Below are 26,522 nucleotides of genomic sequence, written 5' to 3'. Positions count from 1 at the left end.
ATTCTACCTCACTTCACAATCTATAATTCTCATTTTTAATAAATTAATGAGTTGAGAATTTCCATCTTCTGAAAATTTATTTAATAAAAAAAATACAATTAACGAAAACATTTTAACAATCTGAATATGAATGTTTTGTTCAAGATACTAAAAACATGTTTGATTTTCGCAAACATGTTTTTTCAAGGGAACACTTTTTTTGTGAGCTATTCAATTAAAAATTAATAACCACTTTCACCTGGATTAGTTGTATGTTTGTGATAAAGTGGTTTATGACTTGCAAGTTGCGAACAAGTAGATGAACTTGTGATACTTATCCCAAAAGATTTACAATAACGTTTTGATGCATCAGAAGCATAATCCCCATTTGTAGTACTTAAGCAAGGTGCTCCATAGAATGCAATCGCCCGATCACAATCACTGTGAGAAAAATTAATAGCTGCATCTAGAGGATGAGCATATTTATCATAATAAACTTGATTTCCCATATTACCATTAAATCTATTGCATGTTACATAAGAGTTTTTAGCATACGTTGCATCAGTATGTCCATTATGAGACGTTGTTGTCTCACCATTATATCCACCAGCGTATGGATTTCCATCTACTGCGGATGGAGTAATAGCCAGATCAACTTTATTTATCTCTTCAAAGTTACTAGTATTAAATTCAGGCCCCTCCATAAATGTCATGAAATTTATGGTTATAGAAAAATCAAAATCAATTTTTTGTCCATTTTCAAGTGAAATGACTTCTTTCTTATTTATCGCATTATGATTTAACTCGAACTCATGCTCTCCACTCTCGATATTATTAATATAAAATCGACCGTTGTAATCAGTATGAGCTACAACCTCATCATCTAGCTCAACTTTCACATTTGCTAATGGATAATACCTAACAAAACCTTCGGTAGTTTCAATCCAACCAGCGTCAATTAACCTTTGCTTCTCTTCATTTGATGGCACAGGAAATTGTTTTGAATAAGGCAGTACTAATTGTACACGAACTTTTCCAGTAGCTTCATTCAAACTTTTTGCAAACAAAGCGGGAGAAGTCAAAGACGAAATAATTAACGTTAACAAAAATAAGAATAATAGCTTTTTTCTCATATATAATAACCTCCATTTTTCGGTGGTTCCCTTGGAATTAAAAAACTGGTTCTAAATTAATGCTAGAAAAATAATCCCTTTCAATTTTATAAGTATTCTTCAATTCTTCTAACAACATAATTTTTTCGTTATATGTATTTAAAAATAAATATTCTTCCAATATAGCATCTCTATCTCTTGGCCATTCTGCTACTACCAAAGATTGTATTTCGTTAACTAATACTATTTGATGCGAGTCACCACTCATAACCATCTTCATTTCACCAATTTGCAGTTCTTCTAATTGATGAAATAGTTCATCAGAATTACGTAGGGAAACCTTTTCTTTAAAACTTTCATTAATACCTAATTTATTTTCAACAGATTCTATGTCTTTATTTCTTTGATAAAGAGTCATTAACTTGGAACCTACTTCATGATCAACCGAATAAATTGTTACTGATATAGAATTTAAATTTAAATCTTCTTTATTACTCTCATAAAATTCTTTTAATGTACTTTCATTGATTGTCTTTTTTAAAACTTCCTTTGTTAACTCTAATTGATAATTAATTTTCGATTCCCTTGGGCTTTTATCCGAATTATAGAAAGAATCCTGCATTTCAATAGTATCAATACCTAGTTCTTTTGCTTTTAAATCTAACAATTTTTCATTAATCAAGTTGTCAACAATTACATCGTAGTATTCGTTTTTAAAAACATTTGCTACCTCTTCAATATTAATTTGTTCACCATCTATTTTCACAACTACATTTTCTTGGCTACTCGCACCTTTAGAACATCCAATCATTAAAATATTAACAAATAAAAGAATTAACAAATACTTACTCATCTATAATACCTACCCTTCTATCATCCTACTATTTATACAATGATAATTAATAAACTCCAACTTAAAAATGATACAAAAGAACTATTTCCAACAAATAACTTCTAATCTACATTATTGGATTATCGGAATTTCCTTAAAATATCACTTGCTATATATCCATTTTGTCAAATGGCCTTAATCTAAATATTGAATCTTAATTAAATCTTCACCATAAAGAAAATAATGTGCATTATGCTTTCGGCTTCATATTCCTTATTTAATAAATCTAAGGAAAGGTTCAAGCAAATGATTCAAATCCAGCTACTTATTAAACAGTTACTATACCACTTAACATTTTTCCATTGACAAAAATGTTTCCCAGGAGCAATATTGTTTCATAGCACAAACAAATGCAATGAATCCGTCATCTAAGCGTAAACGAAAGAAGGGTTTTTATGAGCACACAGTCCGATCAATTGGAGCAAAAATCTGGCTGGCTCCGCGCGAGTGGCAGCGTCAGCCTTGAAGAAGTGAACTCCTCTATTCACATACCGAAAAATGCAAGCGGCTTTCGCAAATTTCTCGCCTTCGCTGGACCCGGCATGCTGGTCGCCGTCGGCTATATTGATCCCGGCAACTGGGCAACGTCCATTGCGGGCGGCGCAAGGTTCGGCTACACGCTGCTGGCCGTTATTCTCATCGCCAATTTAATTGCGATTTTGCTGCAAAATCTGTCGGCAAGGCTCGGCATCGTTACCGGCCGCGATCTTGCCCAAGCAACCCGCGACTCCGTCGGCATGAAAGGCGCCGTCATCCTCTGGCTGCTGGCTGAGCTTGCCATTATCGCGACTGATCTTGCGGAGGTTATCGGCTCCGCCATCGCCCTAAATTTGCTGTTTGGGCTCCCTTTAATAGGTGGTATTCTGATTACAACGTTAGACGTATTTTTGCTGCTGCTCCTGCAAAAGAAGGGCTTTCGGCTTATTGAATCGCTCATCATTGTGCTGATGGCTACGATATTCGGGGTATTTGTATTCGAGGTCATTATTTCGCGGCCGGATCTATCAGCGGTGCTTTCCGGCTATGTTCCGAAGCTTGAAATCGTGAGCAGCCCCGCCATGCTGTTCGTATCGCTTGGCATCCTTGGGGCAACGGTTATGCCGCATAATCTGTATTTGCATTCCTCTATCATTCAGACGAGGAAATATGAGCGGACGGAGAAGGGACGGCGGGAGGCGATTAAGTATTCCCAATGGGATTCCGGCGTTTCACTGACCATCGCTTTTCTGATCAACTCAAGCATTTTGATTTTGGGAGCCGCAGCCTTTTATGGAACGGGCCTTAATGTAACGGAAATCGAGGGCGCCTATCAGCTGCTTAGCCCAACGCTCGGTGTCAGCATTGCCAGCACCTTATTTGCTGTTGCCTTGCTCGCTTCTGGCCAAAGCTCTACAATTACGGGTACTTTAACAGGGCAAATCGTTATGGAGGGTTTTATTAAACTTTCGATCCCGCCTTGGCTGCGCCGTATTGTGACACGATTGCTTGCAGTCATTCCAGCACTTATCGTCACCTGGCTGTTCGGCACGCGCGGAACGGGGGAGCTGCTGCTGTGGAGCCAGGTCATCCTGAGCTTGCAGCTTCCGTTCGCCATTATTCCGCTCGTGCTGTTCACAAGCAGCCAAGCCAAAATGGGTGTGTTCGCCAACAAGCCTTGGGTCAAAGCGCTTGCCTGGCTATGCGTCGGGGTTATAACAGCCCTGAACCTGTTCCTTGTGCTGTATTTGTTCGCCACTGGGCATGAGCTAGGGTAAATACGATAACGGGCTTGTTATTTAGCCCATTTTTATTCAGCCTATTTGAGCAGCCTAGACGTGAATCAGGCTGCTCAAATAGGCTGTTGTATCTCCAACACCTACTTTTGAGCTAACCAGCTTACCCTGAGCATCATATACATATAAGGAGGGAAGAACCTCGCTTTCAAATAGCGAAATCCATCTATGCTCATTATCAAGCAGAACAGGCCCCTCCATGCCAAGCTCTCCCACGACCTTTTGAACCCTATCGCTATTTAAATCTGAATCATTCATTGGCACATGAATGGACAAAAGCTGGAAAAAGGATTTATTTTCCTCATACAGCTGTAAAATATCCGGTATCATTTCTTTACAATAGCCGCAGCTGATTGACCATAAATAAACAATAAGCTTTTTCTCCCCCTCCGTCTCCTTGCTGTAGCTTTTGCCATTCAACCAATTTATTTCATCCTCCCACTTCGGAATATACGAAACCGCTGCATTCACAGTACCGCCTCCTTAAACATTAGGGTTGAATTTTTCGTGCCAAAACCTTGGCAAGCGCCTCCTCCGCGGCAAAAGCTTCTATCGGGCTGTCAGGCTGTTCCCGATGCTGCTTCAAACATTCAATTGCTGAATCATCTACCTGCCCAGGGTCCAAAAAGGACATCGCCCAGGCTGCCCAGAATCGTGCTTTACGATTGTCAGCTTGAAGGAGCTTCTGTAGCGGCAAAATACTTTCCATACCTAATCTCGTTAAAGTTAAAGCCGCAGCCATTCTGAGCTGTTCATTATTTTCGAGCAAAAGGGCTGCCACCTGTTCATTACTGCCTGCTGCCTTATGGCCAATTTCCCCCAATACCACAACAATCATCGTGCGTATGGAATCATCAGCCGATTTCAATTGCTCAAGAAGCGCTGGTATAACTTGCTCCCCTTGATTTTTCAATATTTGCAATGCTCCCATTGCCTCAGTTGCATCTGGGCTGCCAAGCTTTAGAATCTGGGCATTTAAAGGCTTCAAATCTGACATAATCACATCTCCTTGTATCATTTATACATATATATACGAATGGCCCCATACAGGATGACAATCGTCATAACAACCATTACGAGCATTTCAATGGATAACTCGATTAATGCAGAGTGGAGAAATAATAATAGGAGTATAACTCCAGACATCACGACACTATAAATGAACAACTGCTTAAAATAAGATGCCATTGATATATCCAGGTTTTTGAGAAATACATCGACAAAAAGACCAATGCGGAAACACGCTATCGCCATAAAAAGCGCGAGCAGCCAGCCAGCAGCAGCTATAGGCTTTATCGCCAGATCTGCCCCGATTGTTATACTGATGATGTAGTATAGCCCAACCGTTGCAAAAGGTGGAATTAAATCCACGATTTCAAGCAGCATCACTTTTTTCAATCTGGAACCAGGCAGCAGCAGAAAATCTCCCGATTGCGCATGCCTAACTAAACCGGAGAAAAATCCGCCTACTACTGTCGAAGCTAAAATAATTCCGAAATACATTAATAACCAGGAAGGCCATTTGATAACGAGCACGATGGTCAAGCCAGCACCCGCAATGAATTGAAAAATAAGAGCTGTACGATGCTTGCGCCATAGCACCCACTCGAACCAGACGAAGGAAAATACACCTGTCCATGGCTTTCCGCCCCAATAACTTGCTTGATCGCCTCCCCTCGCAGATGCGGCCAACGAGCTAAAGCTACTAAAGCTAGACCAAAAATCAGCTTCTCTCGTAAGCTTCTCCTTTAGTTCCAGCCCCCTTGTTGCCGTCTGAATGACAAGGATAGCCAGTACAATAAATAGAACGACGAACAGTAACCCCGCTAGATGAAATTCCCCTATCATAAAGGCGCCTACATAGAAAGCGAGAAGCTCCATCGCTCCAGCAATGGAAGGAAACAAAGGCTCCTCCATTTGGCTAAAAAAGAACGAAAGCGCCGTCACTACAAGTCCGATTGCACCAACGATGCCGACAGGTATCGAAATCGTCCATCTCCCTCGCGATGACGAGGCAACAAATAGCCCTGCCTCCAGCAAGCTAATTACCGTCAGACTCATAATTGCATGGAAAAATAAATGCTCATAGGTTTGACTCATCATGAAGCGAATCGTATCTGCAATGAGGGCTGCGCCTAACCAGAAGCTGCTTCGAAGCAACAGCTGCCAGCATAGGCAAGTCCACACAATACGGCTCATTGACATAGGCAGCATATAAACCCACATGACATCTTCCATGCGAGAAGGAAGCCTATTTGATAATAAGCCAAAAAGGATAAAAATAAACAATAGAACGACAACAACCCAACCAACAGGCTGTGCCATAGCCTCTTCTGGCTTGGATAATACATTCAATTGCAGCAAGGTAAACAAGGCCAAAATGAGCAACGGTGCAAAAAGGGCAAGCTTGCTGCCCTGCTTATTCGTTAGCCACTGCCTCGTGCTGTTTTTGAACAAAAAGACAGCAAGGTTAATCATCCGGCAGATGACCCCCTAGCTGCCCAATGACCTCTTTTTTCCAAAGCGATCGCTGTTCTTCATCACTAGGAACGCTGCTTTCAGCGACAATTCGGCCTTTTTTGATTAAAATAACGCGCTGCGCTGTTTCCATAACAAACTCAAGACTATGGGAGGACACGATAATGCTTTTGTTATTTGCTCTATTTTTCAGGAGCCATTGCGCCAACCATTCTTTAGAAGGAATATCCAGCCCTACAGTAGGCTCGTCAAATAAATATAAGTCCGCCTGTTGAATAACTGCTGCTGCTAGCATGACGCGTTGTTTCTGGCCTCTGGACAAATTACCCGCAGGGCGGTCTGCATAAGACTCCAAATTCACCTCTTGAAGTGCTAGCAGTACGGCCTCCTCCAGCTTTTTTGGGGGAATGCGGTAAGCTTTTGCTTTAAATTGCAAATGTTCAGCTACAGTAAGCGTAGGATACAGGGAGGGACTATCAGGAATAAAGGAAAGCAGTCTTTGAGCTTGCTCGGAGCCTGCCTTATATCCATCAATTGTAATCGTTCCCTGCTGGGGCTTATAGAGACCTGCAATACAACGCAGAGTTGTCGTTTTTCCCGCTCCATTCGCGCCGAGCAAGCCGACAATTTCCCCCCGTCCTATCGTAAAACCAATGTTCTCGACTCCTTCATTTCCGGGGTATTGCTTGACCAAATTTTGCACAAGCAACAGCTGCTCCATATGCTGCCTCCTTATTTATTGATGTAAGAGTGGTGTGCAGAAGGCTCCTCCTTGACCCTGATTGTGCTTTTCAACTGATGCTTATAATAAAAAAGCGGGATAGAGAGCAAAACAAAATTATGAACAAAATGGGCCACTATTACTGCCAAAAAACCATACTGAATAAATATGAACCCTAAAAATATGCCAAATACTACTAGCTGGGCCCATCTAATCCACCCTGGGTTATACCCGCTTCCTTGATGCAAAAATGCCCATAAAATCGAAGTAATGGCCACAGCGAGCCATTCATTTTGAAAAAACCATAATAGCGTTGAAATGCCTAATAAGCGAAAAACAATTTCTTCCAAAATAGAGCTTTGCAAACTAATGCTTAAGCATTGCTTTATCCGAAAGCCGGATAAAAAAATGGACCGGTCCGATAGCTCTGGCGATATACGAACTATACCTCTAGTTTCCAGAAGCTTAAATAAATAAGCAAAGCCCCCTAATGCTGCTAAAGCTGAACAGCACCCTATCGTTATTTGCAGGAATGCGTCATTGAACAACGAAAGTGACAGCCCTGCAGCTAATTTTACACCCGCAAGCGATGTTATAAATGCCATGCTGCCATAAGCGATGCTTGCCACCGCAGCAGAGACAATTCCGATTGCATACACAGACTTAATAGTCAAACGGGAATCAAATGCATTAACGATACTCATGGCAATATCATTGTTGACCGTAAGCAAGACAGCAGCAGCAATGATCAGCCCTATGCCTAAGCTAAGCATAGATTGATGGGCGCCCTCCACATAAATGAGCAAAAGAACGCCAGCGATCGTCGATAAAAATGAACCGACAAATCCTGATAAATTAAGCGCTGAATCACGAAACTCCTGTCTGACGACTTTGCCCATCGTTTTGGTAAGAATTTCTGTCTCGCTCAGTATACGGACTATACAATGTTCCTGGGTTTGAACGGAAAGCTTCATTCTTATTTCTTCTGACTCCTGCATGTACCAATACGTAACAATATCAGACAAATCCTCTTCACGAACACCTTCACCTGTTATTTTCGCGTTTCCCCATAAACCATTTTTGCTTCTGTCAAGAATCATTTTAATTTCAGCTGGTGTTTTCTTAGCCGCTAATGACGGGGAAGAGGCTAGTCTTTGTGCACCTGCATCCACATGCAAAAAAGTAATTTCACCCTTCGCATTTATACCTACTGCCACCGAGCTGCCTTGTTTGACGAAGCGAATTCTCCATGATTCCACAAGTCCCCATTGATATAAAACCGACCTCAGCCGATTCAGCATATTTAAGTGATGCAAGCGATTTACCGTTTCCCGGTCATTCCAATACATACCATATGCGCGCCATCCTGAAACATCCAAGCCACAAAGCAATTGCACATAATCGGCAGCAGCTGAAATCGCTTGGTCTTTCGGCATTAAGATGGACGGGTAAGAACGAGGACGATTTTTTATAAACAACACAAGCCCGATAATTGCCGCAGCCACGAAAAGGATGATCGTCATCATACCTGCCTTCAGTCCTTTCTATATAGATTAAACAAAGGGCAAATCCGCTTCCTTGGGCAGCTCGACCTTGCCAATACATTTGCAAGATGCAGCATTTTCCCGCGCACGCAACAGCCTTTCAGGTGTGCCGATCTCATCAAGCGAGTCTCTTAAAATATGCCCCATGCTCGCACCTTCAATTTGACAAGGAGTGACCTCTCCATCTGCCCGAATATACCAAGCTAAATAGCCCGGGGTGCAAAAATCATTACACCCATCGTTCCCCTCATCTCCCCAATCGGTTATAAGCATTCGATCACCCCAGTTCCTTACAGCCTCCTTCAATTTGTCATCGACGTATACGTATTGCTCGTTATCCAGTTCAAAATAATGATTGTCAGCCCTGCCAACTGGCAATGTGACACCTGCTCTGAAGGCTGCGGCTCCAGCAAGGGCGGCATCCTGAATAACTGCTCCGATATCTTCATAATTTTGCGGATTCACCGTCATTGCAATTAAACAAGGTATCCCTTTTTCGGTTAATCGCCGTATGTTCCGCATTGATTCTATGTAAGCGCCTTCTTTCCCTCGGAGCTTGTCATGTATAGGTGCTGAACCGTCGACGCTGACTTGGACAAAAATATTTCCAAGAGCACTAATAAGCTCGATTTCATCATCTTTCCAATATAAACCATTGCTAAATAAATGTACATTTGTAAATAATGTACTGGCTGTCGTTACAATTCTTTTAAACCCTTTTGCCAGCCTTGCTTCTCCCCCCGTTAAGGTGATATCCGAAACTCCGCTCGCGGATAGCTTCTGCAAAATTTCCATCCAATCCTCCACCGCCAGCTCCTGTTCTAACGGCTTGCCTGAGCTTGCGTAACAAAAAGAACAAAATAAGTTGCAGCCATTCGTTAATTGTAGTGTACAGCTAATTGGCAAATAAGATTTTGTTGATCCCGTGAGTCGAAGCGTACCAAGCGCTCCTTGCATCCAGCTTTCAGTGAGCGGATGCTGATTCAATTCATGAACCAGCTGTTCCGTACTGAACGGAATTCCATTCATGTTGCTCCACACTTTAGCGGTTTTTTCCACGCTTTTCGTTTTGGCAAGCAATAAGGCAAGCTGGGCAGCTGTTCCGCTTAAACGAAAATAATACATGCTATTGCGCTCTACCAGCATGGCTCCATCCGGCTGTAAATGAAGAAAGTAACTGGGTTCGTATGAGACAGAAGCAGCATCATTAACCATTTAATCCCTCATCTCCGTTTTTAGAAAATAATGAAATAATAAATTTGGACACAGGAGAAGCCTTGACGCTGGCCTCTTCTGTGTCCTCGTTTTCTATATCGCCAGATTGATAGGAGTTGGAGGCAAGCATGCACGTGTTAAAGAAATACTTTTAGCTCCCCAACAAGCAGCACACCCAATTGACTTGACTAGAGATGTGCCAGCTGGCTTATCCAGCCCAGTAGAAACTGATGATTCCCAGGTTGCTTTAATTTCTTTTTCTTTCATAAAAACACTCTCCCTTTACATTATTTGAATACAATTACAATTATAAATTAAATTTTCGATTTAAGGAATAGAAAGAAAGCACCATTTCCATTTTATGTTTCTGCCACATCTAGTCGAATAGTGACGAAAAGCTTGGAATAAAATTAAAAATAGCAAAAAGACGGAAAATAAATAATCCGTCTTTTTGCTATTGGCTTTTATTATATTTATTTAATTTCAGGTCTATACCTTCGTGTAATTAACGATTCATCGTGCGTTAGGTGGTATGAATTTGTGGCATTTCATCTTCAAAAAACAGATCATCAAGTGAACTAAGCGTCCCGTCTTCCTCCACTTGGTACACGGACATCTTCTCTCCGTTAATGGTCAGCTCAATGAAGCAGCCCCAGCAATAAAATTGATGGGAACCTATTTTTCCTATATCTTTTGAATTGCAATTGGGACATCTCATCATCTTTCATTTCTCCCTATTCTCTGAATTGGAAGCTGCGACAGGCTCCAATTCTGCTTCACTGACAGCAGGAACGATAATCGCGTCTTCCCCAAGCAGCACGGCATCTGAATCTTTGGGAGCTCTAAGCCACTTGCGCCCTTCCATCAGATCCGATATAAAACCGTCCGTAAGCTCAAAGCCTACTATTGGTGTACCCATAAATGGATGAAAATAAACGTCGGATACTTGTCCGAGCATCACGCCGTGTACGGTCACCATGGGCATACCCTTGAGCTGAATCTTACTGGTGCAAAAGGTTCTGCCGAGCTGCTTAAGCTTTGTTTTCTGCACAGCTGCTTCGTCGGAAATAATGATCGCGTCTACGCCGCATGTCAGCACCGCATTCCAGTCCACCGTCTTGACGACATTAGCAAACCAGCCGTTGCTTTCGAGCACGAGTCCTGTAACGTTCCAGTGGGAGTCGAAAATCGCATCCTTGATCGTGCCCTCGCGCTTGCCGGAATGAATGACCAGCACGGGCAGGCCGATCAATTGCTGTAGTTTAATCACGGCCGGGGAGCCTCCTAGGCGTTATTACGGATGCGCTGCACAATCGTTGCAACTTTTCGCGCTGCGTCATCCAGTTCCTCCTTAGTATTCCCCAGACCGAAGCTGAATCTTACAGCGGAAGCCAGCCTTTCCTCCGGCAGCTTCATCGCTCGCAGCACATGGGAACGCTCCAGCGCCCCTGACGTGCAGGCCGAGCCGCTTGCCGCTGCAATGCCGGCCATATCAAGGTTCATCAGCATCGTCTCGGTATCAATCCCGATAAAGCTGATGTTGACGATATGCGGAAGAGTCTGCTCCGCCGCGCCATTTACAACGATTTCAATATCCACATTTTTCCTAAGCAGCTCTACCCATTCCTTACGAAGCTCACTTAGAAAATGTTGCTTGTTTTGCGCTTCGCTCACACAAATTTCAACCGCTTTGGCGAAGCCGACGATGCCGGCGACATTTTCCGTGCCCGCCCGGCGCTTGCGCTCCTGCGAGCCGCCCTGCGATGTCGCCTCGAAAGGCGTGCCCGCAGCGATGTATAACGCTCCGACCCCTTGCGGGCCATTGATTTTGTGGGCGGAAAAGCTCATCAAATCAATGGGCAGTCGGCTCAGCTGATAGCTCGCTGTACTCAGCGCTTGAACGGCATCGACATGAAAAATAACGCCTCGCTCATGCGCCAGGCGTCCGATGTCTTCAATCGGCTGCATACTTCCTACCTCATTATTGCCGTGCATAATGCTGATCAGCGCCGTATTTGGCTTTATTGCCGCCGCCACATCAGCAAGCGACACTTGCCCTTGCTCATCAACGGGCAGCAGCGTCAGCTCAAAGCCCTCGTGCTCAAGCGCTTCGCAGGGATGCAGCACCGCATGGTGCTCAGCCTCCGCCGTAATGATATGGTTTTTGCCTTGCAGCGCCTGTGCGCGGGCAACACCCTTGAGCGCCATATTGTTGCTCTCCGTGCCGCCGGACGTAAATACAAGCTCAGCAGGCTTGCAGCCGACAGCTGTAGCGATTTGGTCGCGGGAGCGATTTAGATGCTGCCGCGCCGCGCGTCCGAAGGCATGCATGCTCGATGCATTGCCTCCCGGACCCTGCATCACCTCCAGCATCGCTCGCGCGACCTCTGGATGCATGGGCGTCGTTGCGGCATGATCGAAATAGTGCATAGCTTGTCTAGCTCCTTCTATTTTAAATGTAGAACCTTTTATCGTATTCTCAAGAGTATAGCATAAGGAGAAACAACAAGCACTACCGCCAGAGTTGAAAAATGTAGCCGTACATACGTTAGGTTTGATGCAGGCGACAATTGCTTTAACAGCGCAGCACGCCAGCCTCTCGACTGGCGTGCTACTATGGAAAATCAATATTCATTCACTTCGAAGAAAAGGATTTTATCAAAAATAACGTAATCCGTTCTGCTTTTATATGGTCCCATATTCCACGTTTTATTGAAGGTGTAACGCTCTTTCCCGATGCCGCTGTCCTTCCCGTCATACCAGTCAATAAAAGCATTCACCTCAGCCATGGACAGATCATACTCTTTCTCCAACCCATTGGTCATCGTAATGACTAAAATAGCTCTCCCATTTATATCCGGTGTTGGAGTAGGCGTCACTACAGGTGTCGGTGTAGGAGTAGGCGTCACTACAGGTGTCGGTGTAGGAGTTGGCTCCGACGTTGGTGTCACCACAGGTGTCGGCGTCGGGGTTGGCTCCGGCGTTGGTGTCACCTCTGGCGTTGGAGTAGGTGTTGGCTCCGGGGTTGGTGTCACCACAGGTGTCGGCGTCGGGGTTGGCTCCGGCGTTGGCGTCACCACAGGCGTCGGGGTTGGTTCCAAACTCGATATCGAAAGCATTTCGACAATGTTTGATGGCTTGCCATTCACTACACCACCAATTACGTAAATACCGTTGTTTACAGCTACTGATACAAATTGCACTCTTGGGGTCTTCAAATTTGTTATAAACTCCATTGTATTCGTTTCAAAATTATATTTATGCACCTTACTGTTAGAAGAAACTATGAACACTTCATCATTTACAACAACAACATTATTATATTTGCTTGATGAATCTATATCGGCTAGTTTTGTATAGGTGTCTGTTTCAGCATAATATTCATAGGCAACATTAGCGGCAAAAAGATATACCCTGCCTTCTTTTTGTACTACGCTAAAACCGCTTAGTGCTATGGGTAATTCTTTTTTCGAATCCCATTTTTCCGTTTCATTATTTAACACATAAACATTTTGGGAAAATTTATCATTTTCGTCAGAACCACCAAAAACATAAAGATTATCATTAATGACAGTGGCTCCTGACCATGATCTTCCAACCGGTAAAGACACACCATTACTCCAGCTGTTATTTGCAGGATCGTAAATTTCAACCGAAGTTCTTCTTGGATTTTTATTGCTACTTTCGTCTCTCGTATAGCCACCTATTACATAAATTTTATTTTGATACACAGTTGCAACAAAAGCTATTCGTGAGTATTTCATATTTGCCAGCTTACTCCAACTATTCGTTAATGGATCATATTTATAAGAAAGATTACTCGCGGTGCCATTATAAGCTGCAGTTCCCGTACTAGCCCCACCAAATAGGTAGACATTGCCTTGATATTCGACAACTCCAGGAGCTGTTCTTCCTTCAAGCATCACTTGTCTATTAACCCACTCGTAGGTATCTTCCGCTGCATTTATTTTCGCTGAAAAAAATAAGCTAGAAGTCATAAGACTAACTGCTGTAACAACCAAAAATAATTTTCTGATTAAACCTTTCATCGTTTCATCTCCTCAAAGTATTTTATTAAATCCTACATCATAAAATTAAATAATAACAGTCTTTTGAAAAGAAAATATTACCTGTATAATTGAATGTCACTTTTTATTTTATTAATATTTCATTTCATTCCTTATATTTATACATATCATCAAAGAATAATTAAAAATGAGCACAAACAAAACAGACTAGCTAATAAAAATTCAGCCAGCCTGTTTTTGAATTCATACACCTTTTATTAACAAAACCTAATGCAAAGCTAATCAAGCATTCATCCCAAATAAAGTTCAACTAAATATAAAACATATAACTATCCGCTTTGCCCGGGTCCTGGAAGCTCACCATGTCCTGAAGTGTAGTCGAATCTAATACTGAAGCAATGCCGTCGCGAATACGCAGCCACAGATCGCGCTTCGCCGGATCATCCTCTTCGGTAAAATCAACCGGGGAGATTGGCCCTTCCAGCACGCGGATCACATCTCCAGCCGTAATCTGATCAGGCTCCTTGGACAAAATGTAGCCGCCATAGGCGCCGCGAATACTTTTTACAAGTCCAGCGTTCCGAAGCGGAGCAACGAGCTGCTCCAAATAGTGCTCGGACAGGTTATTGCGTTCCGCTATGCTTTTCAAAGATATCGGCCCCTCGCCAAACTTCCCAGCAAGCTCCATCATTATGGTGAGACCGTAACGGCCTTTCGTTGATATTTTCATAAAAGGGCACCTCATTTTCATTAGTTGTTTTGCCTTGCGCATCCATGACTCGGCTTAAATCATGGTATTCCCATATAGCTTCTATGTTAGCATATAGTGCGTTCAACATGCGAGAAAAGCTTGCTAATCTACTCAAAAAAGTTTTTTGTGCAGCGATAAATATATGCTACAATGAGAGATACTCGTTTTAGAGTTTGAATATAAGGCGGTGTGAGCAAATGGCAAAATCCAAACAAGAAACAAGAGTTGTGGTCGGCATGTCCGGCGGCGTAGACTCTTCCGTAACCGCATTGCTGCTTAAGCAGGAAGGTTATGATGTAGTCGGCATTTTTATGAAAAACTGGGATGATACCGATGAATTTGGTCACTGCACAGCAGAGGAAGACGCGGAAGACGTTCGCCGCGTATGCGACCAGATCGGCATTCCGTATTATACGGTTAATTTTGAGAAGCAATATTTCGATAAGGTGTTCACTTATTTTCTGGATGAATACAAGCGCGGCCGTACACCGAATCCCGACGTGATGTGCAACCGGGAAATCAAGTTCGGCGATTTTCTCAAAAAAGCGAATGAGCTCGGCGCCGATTATTTGGCGACAGGCCATTACGCGCGCGTAGAACGCACACCGGATGGCGAGACGAAGCTGCTGCGCGGCGTGGACAGCAACAAGGACCAGACTTATTTCCTTAGCGCACTGAACCAGAAGCAGCTCGCAAAGGCGATGTTCCCGATTGGGCATCTGCCGAAGCCAGAGGTTAGACGGCTTGCCGAAGAGGCAGGCCTGTACACCGCAAAGAAAAAAGACAGCACTGGCGTCTGCTTCATCGGCGAGCGCAACTTCAAGGAATTTCTGAGCGGCTATTTGCCAGCCCAGAAAGGCGACATGGTCGACATTCGCAGCGGCGAAGTCAAGGGCAAGCATGACGGTCTGATGTATTATACGCTCGGACAGCGCCAGGGCCTTGGCATTGGCGGCTCCGGCAATGGCGAGCCATGGTTCGTTACGGACAAAGACCTAGCGCGCAACATTTTGTACGTGGTGCAGGGCGAGCAGCATCCGAGCATGTATTCAACAGGGCTTATTGCCAGCGGCATGAATTGGATCGCACCAGAGCAGCCGGAAGGCTCCTTCCACTGCACGGCCAAGTTCCGCTACCGCCAAGCCGACCAAGGCGTTACCGTGACACCTCGCGCAGACGGAACGGCACATATTGCGTTTGACCAGCCGCAGAAGGCGATCACGCCTGGCCAAGCCGTCGTTCTCTATGATGGCGATGTTTGTCTGGCAGGCGGCACAATCGACATCGTAGAGAAGCTTGACGTTGACGAAGCGGCATTCCTTGCCGCTCGTTAAGCATTTTCCAGCTTCAATGGCTAGCCGTCAGGCTGCTTTGAAGCTCTTGCTTCAATTCCAAGCAAGCAGGCCAAGTTAAGCTACGGTAAGGCAAGCTAAGGTAAGTCAAGGAACCTTTTCACTGAGGGGCAGCGCCCGAAGGAGAAGGTTCCTTTTTTATATGCACAGCGCCCTTATGTCCCTGTCCCCTTGCCGTCAACATTTCTAACATCCTCCATTACACCCTCTTGCTCCTTGTTTGAAGAAGAAGCAGCGAGCCGGCTCACGCGAATACGGGAAATGCGGTAATGATCCGTTTCCTCGATGACAAACTCGAAATGGTTAGCTGCTTTGACCCTGTTTCCTTTGCGCGGCAGGTTTTCCAGTTGGGAATACATCCATCCGCCAATCGTATCAAAGTTGTCACAGCTAATATTCGTGCCGAGACAGCTGTTGACCTCTTCAATGAGCATCATCCCGCTAATCGAGTGACTCCCTTCTCCGAGCTGCTCAATCATCGCCCTTTCCTCGTCAAACTCATCCTGAATTTCGCCAACGATTTCCTCCATAATGTCCTCCAGCGTTACAATGCCTGACGTACCGCCATATTCATCTATTAAAATCGCAATTTGCGTTTTGCTCTCCTGCATTTGCCCAAGCAGCTCCCTTATGAAAATCGACTCCGGCACCGTTATAATGGGGCGCAAAATTTGCTCGATGTCGGTCAGCGTATGCTCCGCATCCTTCCATAAATCCTTGATGTGAACAAAGCCGATAATATCATCCTTGTCGCTTTCACAGACGGGATAACGCGTATGCATTTCGGCAAGCGCCATCTGTTTATTTTCCGCAAGCGACAGCTGGGTGTACAGGCAGATGACCTCTCGCCTTGGAATCATAATTTCTCTCGCATGCGTTTCTATAAATTTGAAAATATTATCAACAAGCAGCAGCTCCGTATGTTGAATGTGTCCAGATCGCTTGCTTTCCTTGAGTAGAAGTCGAATGTCCTGGCTGGAATACGTATGGACTGTACCTGACCCCACCCGTGCCTCACCATCCTGAAACATCCAGCTCGAAAGTAAGTCCAGAAGCCGTGCCAACGGATACATAACTTTATGAAAATAAAACAGCGGTGCGGCCGCGAGCACAACGACCCGCTTCGCACGATGTCCCGCAATGGCTTTCGGAACGAGTGTGCCGCAAACGCTGTGCAGCACGGCAGCCAGCAGCAAAGCGGCTGCTACAGCGAACACTTCCGCTACGATTGGAGCGATGGGGAGTCGCCCACTCCTTCCAGCCAGCCATGAATCGAAGAGCAGGCGGAATGCCGGAATACCCATCCAGCCCATCCCAAGCGACGCGAGCGTTATTCCCAGCTGGCATGCGGTTAAATAAGCTTGGGGCTCACGCAGCAGCGCAGCAGCTTTTTTTAATGTACGCTGCCCGCCACCCTGCAGCTTGTGCAACTGATCAGGCCGCAAGCGCAGCATAGCCGTCTCCGCCGCTGTGAAAAAACCGTTAGTTAGCAATAACCCTGCAAACAGCACAAACTGAATCGTTTCACCCAATGCGGCTTCGCCTGCCCTGCCCCAGAGCATGCTCCGGTGACGGTAGGCGCACCCCCTCGTCCATCTCTCGCCGTTTTTCAGTGACGGTAATTATGTTTATTCATCGTAGTCCGTACATTATTCAGCATAGACCTAGCGTTTTTCTGCAAAAGTTCATAAAGTCGCCTATAATTTGCCGCAGAGCAGGCCGTTTGTCCCACCCCAATATCTGATATAATGCTAACAGCTTGCTACAACATACTTAAGCTTTAGCTTACAAGGAGGAACAATATGAAACGTATTATTCTAATTATGCTGGCTGTTATTTGGCTAGTTCCCGGTGCCGTTTTTGCCCATTCCAAAATCGAGCAGGCCACACCTGCCGTAGACGAGACGGTAACAGCATCTCCTGCTCAAATTTCACTTTCCTTCAATACGGATATCGAAAAGCTCAGTACCTTCAAGCTGTTGAACGCGGCTGGCGAGCAAATCGCCACCGATGAGGTTACTGTAGACGGAAAAACGATGAGCGGTGCGGTGCTAGCGGCGCTGGAGAACGGAATATACACGGTGAAATGGGCCATTATCGGCGCTGACGGCCATGCGATTGAGGGCGACTACAGCTTCACTGTCAATGCGCCGGAGGCTGCTGCAAGCGAGCAGCCTGCATCGGCATCCCCTTCACCTGAAAGCTCGTCAACGCCTGATGCAGCGGTTACCGAGTCACCAGCTCTTGAAACGGCAAGCCCTGCGGCAAGTGCTGCGCCAACAGCAGATGCTGCTGCGGCTACCGAAGGGAAGGATAGCGCCACCACGAGCGTGATTATTATTGTCGTTGTCATTCTTCTCATTGCTGTTATCGCTGCTGCTGCGAGAAGACGCAAAAAATGATTTATTTGAGCGAGACGCTTCTGTATGCTTGCTTTGCGTTGTTAATGGGCGCATTTACTTTGCGTCTCGTGCCGGAGAGCAAGCGTCCGCAGGTTGTTGTCCCTGATCGCTTGCTGCTGGCCTGCACGCTTGCTATCCCTGTGCTTTCATTTGTTCCGCTTGATCAAACGGCACGTACGTTCGCCGCCGACTTTGAACTTAGCTACGGTCAAATGATGAAAAGCCTGCTGCTTGATGCCGTAGCAGGCAAAGCCTTCGTGTGGACGCTGCTTAGCTCCCTTGGCCTGTCTGTTCTGCTAGCTATGAAATCGTTCCGGCAGGACCGCCATATACCGAAGGTTGGACTGTTCATAACCTTGCTGCTGGCCGTATGGCTCGGTTATGCCAGCCACGCCTCATCGCTCTATGGGCTCAAAGGGGTCGTCATTCACAGTGCCCATTTTATAGCCGTCACCATTTGGCTCGGTATTGTCATTACGATAAGCTGGTTTTCGAAGGACGAAAACCATTGGGAACCATTTTTGTCCTGGTTTTCAACGCTCGCCTTCGGCTGTTTTTTCGTAACGATATCAGCGGGCATTACGCTAATGACCTTTACAACGCCACAATATGTTAACGCTTGGATGCTGCCGTACGGGCAAATGCTGTTGATTAAGCATTTATTGCTGCTGCCGCTGCTGCTGCTCGCGTATACGAACAGCTTTGGCTACAAAAACAAGCTCAAGCAAGACGCCGCTTTCCGCCCGCTCCCTTGGTTAAAGGCAGAAAGCCTGATCGCCTTGCTGATTTTTATCGCCACTAGCATGCTGGGCCAGCAGGCCCCGCCGCATGAGGTGAAGGAAACGCTGCAAACAACTGCACCATCTTCATTGTTCACAACGATTTATAAAGGAAGCTTCAGCCCTGATATTACGCTTCATTTTTCGCTTGGACTTGATAGCTGGCTGCTGCTTGCATCAGCTGCTATTATGATTGTCGGCTTTTTCCGGATGTACCGCAGCCAATCGGTGATGCCTGCTTTTGCAATGGGACTGCTGGCTGCCGCATTTGGCTACGGCGCACTCATGTTTGCCATTGCGTAAGACGATGACCTCTGAAGCGCTTATCGGTTCTATCGAAAAAAAGCAAGGACGCTGGCGGCATTCGCCTCGGCTTCCTTGCTTTTTTTATACGGGTTATGATTCCAGAACCATTCGATTCGTCAAGCTGCCAAGCTTTTCGATTTCGATCGTAACATCGTCTCCTGCCTTGAGATAGCTTTGCTTGTCCACCGGATAACCGAGCATAACGCCTTCAGGCGTACCCGTCAAAATGACATCGCCCGGCAACAGCGTCATATGACGCGAAACATAGCTGACGATTTCCTTGCAGTTAAAAATCATATCGCTCGTGTTCGAGTGCTGGCGCACCTCACCATTTACGATACATTTCATCTCCAGCTCATTCGGATTGCCGACCTCGTCCGCTGTTACGAGATAAGGGCCGAGCGGCGCAAACTTGTCGCACGTTTTGCCCAGCAGCCACTGGCCTGTCCGCATTTGCAAATCGCGAGCCGACAAATCATTAGCCGCACAGTAGCCGAATACGTAGCTGAGCGCCTCCTCCTCCGTCACATGCTTTGCTGCTTTGCCGATAACAATTGCAAGCTCTGCCTCGTAATCCACCTTCTCGGAGGCAATAGGAAGCGGCACAGCTTCGCCATGGGCAGCGAGCGAATTGCTGAATTTGCTGAACAAAATCGGCACCTCGGGAATGGCCGCATTGGACTCCTCCGCATGCTTGCGGTAATTGAGACCGATGCAAAGAATTTTGCCAGGGCTTGTCACAGCAGGGGCAAACGTCAGCTCCGCTTCATCGAGAAATACCTCTCCCAGATCAGCTGCACGGCTAATCGCTACGCTCACCAGACGCTGGAGGGATTCAACAGCCTCTGCCCCTCCTTCAATGACCTGATGAATATTTTGCGGTACGGATGCACTCCCTTTACAAGCTACGCTGGCTGCCGCCACATCGAGAATGCCTTGCTCCGTCTTTACTCCCAAACGCTCTGCACCTTGCTCCGTAAATGTTAACAGCTTCATAGGTTTATACAGCTCCTTTGTTTGGTGTTATTTTGCGATATCCGAACCTGTGGCCCAGAAAAAGGTTTCTGCTGTGTCCTCTTGGTCGCACCCTAGTAAAGTGTAGACCTCATCCCCACGTTCCGTCTGCTTCGTTCCTATTCCTTCGCAGATCGTGCTTGGCCTGCCTAAATCGGAGCCAAACGCATCCATTCCATTGTCAAAGGTATACAGGATCGCATCCCCATTATAAACCAACTCATAAAAAATAGGATCGCCTTCTATCGTATACTGCGTAAGCCGAACCTTGCCTGACTGCTTAAGCGATATATTTTCTATAAACGCATCCCATATGTCCAAATTGTAGTAACGTCCATGAACATGGACAACGTCGCCATTGTCAGCCGCCTGCTCTGCTTGATAAGGCTCTTCGACCTTTGGAAACACACTTCCCAAAGCCCCGCTCGTTTCCTGTATAAAAGCTGGCTCCGCTTCCTTTACGAATGGTGCGAGTTCCGTAAGCAGCGCCTGCTCCGTCTGAACCTGATTGTTGATGCTACAGCCTGCGAGCAAAGCAATTGCCGCAACTAAGCTTGCGTATTTCAACATCCTACCCACCTCCTGCCCTTCAGACGAAGGATTGCAGAAGAAGGTTGCCATTCTATCCCTCAGACGGCTATTTCTTCCCCTTCGGACGCTTCCGCATTTACTATGACCATATAGCTATAAATGAGAGCATATACAAGCCTTTTTTAAATACAGTGAAATAAAAAAATGAATGATGGATAGTGACGAGCACACAATAGAAATGGCTATATTCAAAAAGATACTTGAATAACTAATAATAAAAGATATAACCACTATATTCAGAATATAAAGGATAATCGTTAATGGAGCTATTGCTTCTGCCTTTTTCACTATTAATAGCAATAGTTGTACGAGTATTGAATGAAACATAAGAAAGAAGCCAGGTAAAAAAATCAATATGGTTGTAACATCAGTAAAAAGCACGAACTCATTATCATTGTAATTTGGGTAAAAAGACAACATCCATAATGAAGCTAAAAAAGATACAAGCAACCACATATAATAAATGGTAAACACCTCAATCGGCTATTTCTTCCCCTTCGGACGCTTACGCAGCTGTTGATTTTGCCGGATTTTATCCTCCATGCCCTGCTCGGTTGCCTGATAGAAGCTCATATCCCTTAGCTTGTCCGGCAAATATTGCTGCTGCACATAATGCCCCGGATAATCATGCGGGTACTTGTAACCTTCGTGACCAAGCTGCGCCGAGCCTTTATAATGCGTATCGCGCAAATGAAGCGGCACTTCGGCTGCGCCAAGCCCCTCCATCATCGTCATCGCCTTGCCGATGGCCATCGCCGTTGCATTCGATTTCGGACTTTCTACCGCGAACAAAATCGCTTGCGACACATTGTATTTTGCCTCCGGCCAGCCGATTTTGTGATAAGCATCCATCGCCGTTACCGCCTGCACCATCGCTTGCGGATTCGCAAGGCCAATGTCCTCGCTGCAAGCGACGATCAGCCTGCGGATAAACGTCATCGGGTCCATGCCAAGCTTCTCCACCGCGTACAAAAACCAGAACAGCGCCGCATCGCTGGAGCCGCGAACGCTTTTATGAAACGCAGACAGCACATCGTATTGCGTCGATTGATCCGCTTTGACCGCACGGTTGCGAATTGATTCCTGCGCCACCTCCAGCGTAATATGTACCGAGCCATCCGGCTCAGAAGGTGTCGTTACCGCAGCCAGCTCCAGTGCGTTCAAAGCGCGGCGAATGTCGCCGCCTGCCATATTCGCGATATGCGCCAGCGCCTCCTCGTCGCAGTGCAGCTCCATAAAGCCCAGCCCGCGGCCTTTATCGTCCAGCGCCCGCTTCATGGACTCCAGCGCATGCTGCGGACCAAGCGGCTCTAATTGAAACAGCGTCGAGCGGGACAGAAGCGCCCCATTTACATGATGAAATGGATTTTCCGTCGTCGCGCCAATAAAAATAATGATGCCCTGCTCAACCGCTGGCAGCAGCGCATCTTGTCTTGCCGTGTTGAAGCGATGCACCTCGTCGAGAAACAAAATAGTTTTTTTGCCATACATCGTCTTGCTCAGACGGGCCTGCTCTATAACCTCTCGCACATCCTTCACCGAAGCGTCCACCGCATTCAGCTTGACGAACTCGCCTGCTGTTCGCTTGGAAATAATGTTGGCAAGCGTCGTCTTGCCGCAGCCCGGCGGGCCGTATAGCAAAATGGACGACACCTGATCCCCTTCAATCGCTCGGCGCAGCAGCTTGTCCTCTCCAATGATATGCTCTTGCCCAATATATTCATCCAGCGTCTGCGGCCGCATTCGGTCGGCTAATAGCCTCGCCCGCGGCGTCTCCGCTTCCTGATAAGAAAATAAATCCATCTGCCTCACAACCTTCTTTTCTATTCCTTTCGATCATAGCATATTCGCTTTTTATCGCGCCATGGGGCTAGCTGTTGAGAAAGAAGGTTTTTTTGATTATAATATACGGTAATTCATTGAAAAAGGGGGTCGGTATGGATGGCAATACGAGATTGCCGGATTGGCGCAGCCCGTTGCAGAGCTTGTTTTAGAAGCGATACTTTGCATGGGCGTACTCATAACTGATACGTTATTTCCCAGCCACGCTTTTGTCGTTTCTAATACTTGGCTTTGCACCTTATTTTCTGCATCATCAAAACAAATAAGGGGCTGAACCTACATGCGTGAACCATTTATTAGAAACCATCAATATAATGAGATAAAAAAACAAGCCGGTATTTTGCAGCATGCGCTTGGCACAGTTGTTGATTTGTTAGTTTTGGAGTCCGTTAAATATACGACAGAATCTAACATTATGGAGATGTTCAAAGACACCACCGCCGAGCAGAAGCAAATGCTTGAAGCTATTTCAACGCTGAGGACGAAAGAGGATTTTGCCAAGTATTTGCGGGATCTGGAAGCCTATTTGACAGAGTTTCCAGCCATTACGGCCAAACAAATACAGAAGCTTTTTCCCAAAAATAAAAAGCTTAAGCTGCCCGATCTAGCCGCTATCGACTATCGCTATGTCACTTATTTAAGCTGGATTGATATTGCGAGCAATAAGCTGTTCATCGTTTATCCCGTAAATGGGCAGTTTGTTGGCGTCGAAGGCCGCTACAGCCCGACGAACAAGAAAAACTATTGCTTTGTATGCAATCGGTTTGAGGAGCTTGCTTTATTTTCCGCCATAACGAAAAAAAGGCCTGCGGGCACATCACCCGACTACTACAAAGCCGTCGGAAACTATATGTGCGCCAAAAGCGAGGACTGCAATAAAAACATTACAGATACGACTGCACTAGAGAAGTTCATCCATGCGGTAATCAGTTAAGCAAAGATATGCAACAAAAAAACCAGAGCCCCTGACATGCCTATGCATGTCCGCTCTGGTTTATTTTATTTGGCAAAAAGCCGGGCTTGCCTAGACGGTAATATCTGCCTTTGCCAGCAGGTCCTGTACGACCACGCTGACCATAATCAGCCCCGCCACTGGAGGAACAAATGCATTGCTCGCTGGCGGCTGCTGTGCCTTGCGAATTTCTGGCGCATTCTCGGGCACGATGCGCTGCGTCACATCTTGACGCGGCTTCTTCGGTGTCTCCGAGGAGAACACAACCTTCACGCCTTTCTGAATGCCTTCCTTGCGCAGTCTCTGCCGCACAACGCGGGCAATAGGATCGGTATGGGTTTTGGAAATATCGACAACTTCAAATTTCGTCGGGTCCATTTTGTTAGCGGCGCCCATGCTCGAAATAATCGGAATTTTGCGCTCCAGGCACTGCTTAATCAAATGGATTTTGTACGAAATCGTATCGGAAGCATCGACCACATAATCAATCGGATATTCAAAAAACTTCTCAAACGTCTCTTCTGTATAAAACATCCGAAGAGATACCGCGTCGCACTCCGGGTTAATGAGCTTAATGCGGTCGCGCATCAATTCTGCCTTTGGCTCGCCGACGGTCGTCGTAAGCGCATGAATCTGGCGATTGACGTTTGTAATATCGACAACATCTTTATCGACTAATATAATACGGCCAATGCCTGTACGGGCTAGCGCCTCAGCAGCAATGCCGCCCACGCCGCCAATACCAAGCACCGCTACCGTACTCCCCTTCATCAGCTCAAGGCCCTCCGGGCCGATTGCCAGCTCCGTGCGTGAAAATTGGTGCAGCATCTAAAAATCGCCGTCCCTTCTGTTATCTATTCCATGCATCTAGGGTAGGAAGGCGGGCCATTTCGCCCGCCCCTTCCATTAAGCCTGTGGCGCTTGAGGCGCTTCTGGTGCTGCTCCTACAGGTGCAGGCTGTTTTGCAGGCTTAGGCACTGTACGGATATGAAGCTGCTCTAATTGGGACAGCTCAACCTCGGACGGCGCATTGCACAGCAAATCGGTTGCGTTCGCTGTTTTCGGGAATGCGATCGTTTCACGCAGGTTCGTACGGCCAGCCAGCAGCATGATGAGACGGTCAAAGCCGAATGCGATTCCGCCATGCGGAGGCGTACCGTACTCGAAAGCATCCAGCAGGTATCCAAAGTTCTCTTGCGCTGTTTCCATGGACAGACCAAGCGCAGCAAACATTTTCTCCTGTACCTCACGCTTGTAAATCCGCATCGAGCCGCCGCCTACTTCATAGCCGTTCAGGACGATATCGTAAGCTTGTGCGCGAATTTTTCCTGGATCTGTATCAAACAGATGCAGATCATCCTCATGCGGACGTGTGAACGGATGATGCTCGGCTACATAGCGCTGCGCATCCTCATCCCAGCCAAGCAGCGGGAAGTCTACAACCCATACAAACTTGAATTTAGTGTCGTCGATCAAGCCAAGCTCGCGGCCCACTTTCAGGCGCAGGTTGCCCATGACATCAACAACAACTTTTTTCTTGTCAGCGGAGAAGGTCAGCAGGTCGCCATCTTCTACTTGCAGACGCTCAGTCAATGCCGCGATTTCCTCCGGTTTAAGGAATTTCACGATTGGACCGCGCCATTCGCCATCCTTAACTGTGATCCAAGCTAGGCCTTTACCGCCATAACGAGCAGCGAACGGCTGCAAATCGTCAAGCTCTTTACGGCTCCAGCCGCCGCAGCCTTTCGCATTGAACGCCTTCACGACGCCGCCGGATGCTGCTACGCTTGCGAATACCTTCACATCGCTTGTGGAAACAATATCGGTAATATCTTGAATTTCCATGCCGAAGCGCAGATCAGGCTTATCGGAGCCATATTTGTTGATTGCATCTTCATACGTAATACGCTGGAACGGAAGCGCAAGCTCTACGCCTACCGTCTCGCGGAACAATCTTGCAGCAAGCTGCTCCATCATGCCCAGCAATTGATCCTGCGACAGGAAGGACGTTTCGATATCGACTTGTGTAAACTCAGGCTGACGGTCTGCGCGAAGATCCTCATCGCGGAAGCAGCGAGCGATTTGATAATAACGCTCAATGCCGCCAACCATTAGCAATTGCTTGAAAATTTGCGGCGATTGCGGCAGGGCAAAAAATTCGCCTTCATGCACACGGCTAGGCACCAAATAATCACGTGCACCTTCTGGTGAGCTCTTCGTCAAAATTGGCGTTTCAACGTCAATAAAGCCTTCTCCGTCAAGGAAGTCGCGGAAAATTTTCGCTGCTTTCGAACGGAGCAGCAATGTTTTTTGCATTTCTGGACGACGCAGGTCAAGGTAACGATATTTCAAACGAAGCGACTCATCTACTTCGACGCCATCCTCAATTGGGAATGGCGGTGTTTTTGCCGCGTTCATAATTTCGATTTTTTCAACGCGCACTTCAATTTCGCCTGTTTCCAGGTTCGCGTTAACCGTCTCAGGATCGCGCTCAACGACTGTGCCTTGAACGGCAAGTACGAATTCGTTGCGGGCACGGTCAGCAATCGCCAGCGCATCGCCGGAAAAATCAGGGTTAAAAACTGTTTGCACGATACCTGTACGGTCGCGGAGATCAATAAACAATACGCCGCCTAGATCACGACGACGCTGTACCCAGCCGTTCAAAATAACCGTTTGTCCAATATCGCTTTTCGTTAATTTTCCACATGGATGTGTTTTCAACATAATGGTTAGGCTCCTTTTATTTAAAAAATTGTGTGAACGAAGGAGCTGAGAGGAAATAAGTAACC

Annotated in this window: 25 protein-coding genes; 5 read left to right on the top strand and 20 right to left on the bottom strand. The window is 46.2% G+C overall.

All coding sequences use genetic code 11. The annotated features are described in order from the left end of the window. Positions 1-221: 221 nt before the first annotated feature. Positions 222-1,112: a hypothetical protein gene (locus V5J77_RS08455; RefSeq protein WP_338555335.1), complete on the bottom strand. Its 891-nt coding sequence runs from the start codon at positions 1,110-1,112 to the stop codon at positions 222-224. A gap of 37 nt (positions 1,113-1,149) precedes the next feature. Then, entirely contained in the window at positions 1,150-1,944 is a 795-nt protein-coding gene (locus V5J77_RS08450; protein WP_338555334.1) for a hypothetical protein, read from the bottom strand. Positions 1,945-2,378: 434 nt separating this feature from the next. Between V5J77_RS08450 and V5J77_RS08445 the strand changes: the two genes are divergently transcribed. After that, positions 2,379-3,737 (top strand): Nramp family divalent metal transporter, encoded by a 1,359-nt coding sequence (locus V5J77_RS08445; RefSeq protein WP_338555333.1) that lies wholly within the window; start codon positions 2,379-2,381, stop codon positions 3,735-3,737. 54 nt (positions 3,738-3,791) lie between these two features. Here V5J77_RS08445 and V5J77_RS08440 read toward each other — a convergent pair whose 3' ends face one another. From V5J77_RS08440 to V5J77_RS08385, 12 genes are all read right to left on the bottom strand, one after another. After that, positions 3,792-4,226: a TlpA disulfide reductase family protein gene (locus V5J77_RS08440; protein ID WP_338555332.1), complete on the bottom strand. Its 435-nt coding sequence runs from the start codon at positions 4,224-4,226 to the stop codon at positions 3,792-3,794. A 19-nt stretch (positions 4,227-4,245) separates the two neighbouring features. Beyond that, on the bottom strand, positions 4,246-4,752 hold the full coding sequence (locus V5J77_RS08435; protein WP_338555331.1) for a HEAT repeat domain-containing protein: 507 nt from the start codon (positions 4,750-4,752) through the stop codon (positions 4,246-4,248). A 17-nt stretch (positions 4,753-4,769) separates the two neighbouring features. Further along, positions 4,770-6,233 carry a sporulation killing factor system integral membrane protein gene (skfF, locus tag V5J77_RS08430; RefSeq protein WP_338555330.1) on the bottom strand — a complete coding sequence of 488 codons (1,464 nt, stop codon included), beginning with the start codon at positions 6,231-6,233 and terminating at the stop codon, positions 4,770-4,772. After that, positions 6,226-6,954, bottom strand: a complete 729-nt coding sequence (locus V5J77_RS08425) for an ABC transporter ATP-binding protein (RefSeq protein ID WP_338555329.1) — start codon at positions 6,952-6,954, stop codon at positions 6,226-6,228. Before V5J77_RS08425 ends, skfF begins: the two co-directional genes overlap by 8 nt. A gap of 11 nt (positions 6,955-6,965) precedes the next feature. Next, complete coding sequence (locus tag V5J77_RS08420) at positions 6,966-8,171, bottom strand: CPBP family intramembrane glutamic endopeptidase (RefSeq protein WP_338555328.1); 1,206 nt, start codon at positions 8,169-8,171, stop codon at positions 6,966-6,968. Positions 8,172-8,507: 336 nt separating this feature from the next. Continuing rightward, positions 8,508-9,713: a sporulation killing factor system radical SAM maturase gene (gene skfB / locus V5J77_RS08415; RefSeq protein WP_338555327.1), complete on the bottom strand. Its 1,206-nt coding sequence runs from the start codon at positions 9,711-9,713 to the stop codon at positions 8,508-8,510. A gap of 93 nt (positions 9,714-9,806) precedes the next feature. After that, positions 9,807-9,980, bottom strand: a complete 174-nt coding sequence (gene skfA, locus V5J77_RS08410; protein WP_338555326.1) for a sporulation killing factor — start codon at positions 9,978-9,980, stop codon at positions 9,807-9,809. 256 nt (positions 9,981-10,236) lie between these two features. Then, positions 10,237-10,434: a hypothetical protein gene (locus V5J77_RS08405; RefSeq protein ID WP_338555325.1), complete on the bottom strand. Its 198-nt coding sequence runs from the start codon at positions 10,432-10,434 to the stop codon at positions 10,237-10,239. A 3-nt stretch (positions 10,435-10,437) separates the two neighbouring features. Beyond that, entirely contained in the window at positions 10,438-10,983 is a 546-nt protein-coding gene (locus V5J77_RS08400; RefSeq protein ID WP_338555324.1) for a photosystem reaction center subunit H, read from the bottom strand. A 14-nt stretch (positions 10,984-10,997) separates the two neighbouring features. Continuing rightward, complete coding sequence (locus V5J77_RS08395) at positions 10,998-12,143, bottom strand: cysteine desulfurase family protein (protein WP_338555323.1); 1,146 nt, start codon at positions 12,141-12,143, stop codon at positions 10,998-11,000. 194 nt (positions 12,144-12,337) lie between these two features. After that, a complete protein-coding gene (locus tag V5J77_RS08390; protein ID WP_338555322.1) occupies positions 12,338-13,762 on the bottom strand; it encodes a kelch repeat-containing protein in 1,425 nt (474 codons plus the stop codon). A gap of 289 nt (positions 13,763-14,051) precedes the next feature. Further along, a complete protein-coding gene (locus tag V5J77_RS08385) occupies positions 14,052-14,471 on the bottom strand; it encodes an Rrf2 family transcriptional regulator (protein WP_338555321.1) in 420 nt (139 codons plus the stop codon). Between the two features lie 218 nt (positions 14,472-14,689). Between V5J77_RS08385 and mnmA the strand changes: the two genes are divergently transcribed. Beyond that, on the top strand, positions 14,690-15,826 hold the full coding sequence (gene mnmA / locus V5J77_RS08380; RefSeq protein ID WP_338555320.1) for a tRNA 2-thiouridine(34) synthase MnmA: 1,137 nt from the start codon (positions 14,690-14,692) through the stop codon (positions 15,824-15,826). A gap of 173 nt (positions 15,827-15,999) precedes the next feature. Here mnmA and V5J77_RS08375 read toward each other — a convergent pair whose 3' ends face one another. Next, the gene (locus V5J77_RS08375; RefSeq protein WP_338555319.1) at positions 16,000-17,406 is read right to left on the bottom strand and encodes a hemolysin family protein; all 1,407 of its coding nucleotides are present in this window, start codon (positions 17,404-17,406) and stop codon (positions 16,000-16,002) included. 240 nt (positions 17,407-17,646) lie between these two features. Between V5J77_RS08375 and V5J77_RS08370 the strand changes: the two genes are divergently transcribed. Then, entirely contained in the window at positions 17,647-18,246 is a 600-nt protein-coding gene (locus tag V5J77_RS08370; protein ID WP_338555318.1) for a copper resistance protein CopC, read from the top strand. Then, positions 18,243-19,328: a CopD family protein gene (locus V5J77_RS08365; RefSeq protein ID WP_338555317.1), complete on the top strand. Its 1,086-nt coding sequence runs from the start codon at positions 18,243-18,245 to the stop codon at positions 19,326-19,328. The genes V5J77_RS08370 and V5J77_RS08365 overlap by 4 nt, the downstream gene beginning before the upstream one ends. Positions 19,329-19,421: 93 nt before the next feature. Here V5J77_RS08365 and V5J77_RS08360 read toward each other — a convergent pair whose 3' ends face one another. From V5J77_RS08360 to V5J77_RS08350, 3 genes are all read right to left on the bottom strand, one after another. Next, a complete protein-coding gene (locus V5J77_RS08360) occupies positions 19,422-20,327 on the bottom strand; it encodes a fumarylacetoacetate hydrolase family protein (protein ID WP_338555315.1) in 906 nt (301 codons plus the stop codon). Positions 20,328-20,354: 27 nt separating this feature from the next. Further along, positions 20,355-20,915, bottom strand: coding sequence for a DUF4362 domain-containing protein (locus tag V5J77_RS08355; RefSeq protein WP_338555314.1), 561 nt, complete (start codon positions 20,913-20,915; stop codon positions 20,355-20,357). A gap of 504 nt (positions 20,916-21,419) precedes the next feature. Then, a complete protein-coding gene (locus V5J77_RS08350) occupies positions 21,420-22,739 on the bottom strand; it encodes a replication-associated recombination protein A (RefSeq protein WP_338555313.1) in 1,320 nt (439 codons plus the stop codon). 319 nt (positions 22,740-23,058) lie between these two features. On the opposite strand from V5J77_RS08350, the gene V5J77_RS08345 reads away from it, so the two are divergent. After that, positions 23,059-23,712 carry a FusB/FusC family EF-G-binding protein gene (locus tag V5J77_RS08345; RefSeq protein ID WP_338555312.1) on the top strand — a complete coding sequence of 218 codons (654 nt, stop codon included), beginning with the start codon at positions 23,059-23,061 and terminating at the stop codon, positions 23,710-23,712. A gap of 90 nt (positions 23,713-23,802) precedes the next feature. On the opposite strand, the gene V5J77_RS08340 is transcribed toward V5J77_RS08345, so the two are convergent. Further along, on the bottom strand, positions 23,803-24,558 hold the full coding sequence (locus tag V5J77_RS08340) for a tRNA threonylcarbamoyladenosine dehydratase (protein WP_338555311.1): 756 nt from the start codon (positions 24,556-24,558) through the stop codon (positions 23,803-23,805). A gap of 78 nt (positions 24,559-24,636) precedes the next feature. Then, entirely contained in the window at positions 24,637-26,457 is a 1,821-nt protein-coding gene (gene aspS / locus V5J77_RS08335) for an aspartate--tRNA ligase (RefSeq protein WP_338555310.1), read from the bottom strand. Between the last annotated feature and the right edge of the window lie 65 nt (positions 26,458-26,522).

Origin of the sequence: Paenibacillus sp. KS-LC4, assembly GCF_036894955.1 — a bacterium.
Lineage (GTDB): Bacteria > Bacillota > Bacilli > Paenibacillales > Paenibacillaceae > Pristimantibacillus.
The sequence above is the reverse complement of the archived record's forward strand: the minus strand, read 5'-3'. Positions and strand labels throughout refer to the sequence as shown.